Annotated in this window: 1 protein-coding gene; it reads left to right on the top strand. The window is 37.6% G+C overall.

Features of this window, described 5'->3' with window-relative positions; genetic code table 11:
- Window positions 1-189 precede the first annotated feature (189 nt).
- On the top strand, window positions 190-1,683 hold the full coding sequence (locus tag FC07_RS02335) for a hypothetical protein (protein ID WP_057903516.1): 1,494 nt from the start codon (window positions 190-192) through the stop codon (window positions 1,681-1,683).
- Window positions 1,684-1,716: the final 33 nt, after the last annotated feature.

The following is a 1,716-nucleotide window of genomic DNA, read 5'->3' as shown; positions in this document are numbered from 1 at the left end:
GGCATAGGACAAAAAAGTCTCTATTTAAATTGTCTATTTTATTGACAGGGGACCAATAACGCATCCGCAACAATTAAGTACATTTTTGTGTGATATTCAGGTAATATTAAAGAATATATTTCAATTAAAATGAAAACGGTTTATATTGACTGTTTTGGTATTCTTTATGGGAAAGTAGGGTTTAGTTTAATGGGTATTTTTGATTCACATAAAAAGAAGGATGCTTGGCGGTTTCCAAGTGGGAAAGGGTTAACGTTAAATGGCATCAACGCAGCGGGCATTGATACATTTTCAGATGTGCCGGTTGATTCTATTACACGTGAAGGCATTCAAAATTCATTAGATGCGAGAGATTCGGCAGCCAATGGCCCCGTTGTGGTCAGTTTTTCGGCTAGTACGATCGCTTCAGCTGCTATTCCGGGAATCACACAACTTAAAAGTAAAACTTTGCCAGCAATCCGCGATAAATGGGCTAGTTCGGAGACGGCAATGGCGTTTTTTGATACTTATGAATCCGTTATTGAAGCGGAAACCGTACCTGTTTTAAAAATCAGTGATTTCAATACAAAAGGATTAGCAGAAAAAAATTGGCAGTCACTGATTTTTGTGGCCGGTGATTCAGTTAAGGATGATGAAGCATCGGCTGGAAGTAAGGGGATTGGCAAATTTGCGCCGTTTGCGGCTTCAAATTTACGGATGGTTTTTTATCATACGATTTCGGAGAATGAAGGCGAGCGTTCAATTGGGGTCTCACAGTTAGTCTCGTATGATACAAAGACTGCTGGTGAAGTAACGCAAGGTCCGGCATACTTTTCAGCAGGTTTGTCTGGCAGTCAGTACCAACCGATGCAAGATACAGTGCCATTTAAGATTGATCGGAAAGTAAGTCAATTTGGAACTGATTTATTTGTTGTGGGTTTTAAAAATGATACGGATTGGCAAGATTTAATTAAAATGTCGGTATTGTCTAATTTTTTGATCTCGATTTGGACTGGGGAACTTGAAGTGCAGATTGAAGATGAAATCATTAACAGGGACCGGTTGCCAATTTTATTTGCTTATTTTAAGAAGATAGAAAAAGAGAATAAAGGCAAACGGAATGCTTTTAAAGTGACGGAGGATTTTAAAGATGCCTTCCGAGCTTTTCAAGTTTTGACTAATTCGGACTTGAAACAACTTGCGTTACCAGGCGAGATGGTCGAAACGTATGATTTTATTGATTCTGCTCAAGATGCACATTTGTTGTTAGCTTTGTTGGAAGATACAAATCGTAAAATTTTACAAACCCGAAAATCAGGTATGAAGATTAATTATAAAAATCATATTAGTGGTTCGATTAACTTTTTCGGTGTCTTCCAAGCAACTGGGCAAAAACTGAATAAGTTTTTAAAAGATATCGAGAATGCGAGCCATGATGATTGGTATGTTGATCGAATTGTAGATCGAAAGAAAAAGGCGACGGCAAGGCAATTTTTAAAGGACTTAACGCGTTTTTATAAAACAGCTGTTAATGACACGTTTGCCATTAAAAACACCGTAGAAATGGACGCATTTCAATTAGATGGTGTGTTGATTGCTAACGGTGAGCAGCAAGCAGCAACTGAGGATCGATCTGCTAATTTGGAACAAAAAGTTGCCAATTTGAAAATCAAAAAATATACCCAAATTGCAAGAACAAATTAGCCACACGATAAATCCTATTAAATCAGTATTTTC

It is taken from the genome of Loigolactobacillus bifermentans DSM 20003, from assembly GCF_001434575.1.
Lineage (GTDB): Bacteria > Bacillota > Bacilli > Lactobacillales > Lactobacillaceae > Loigolactobacillus > Loigolactobacillus bifermentans.
This window is presented reverse-complemented; position numbering and strand designations above follow the sequence as displayed.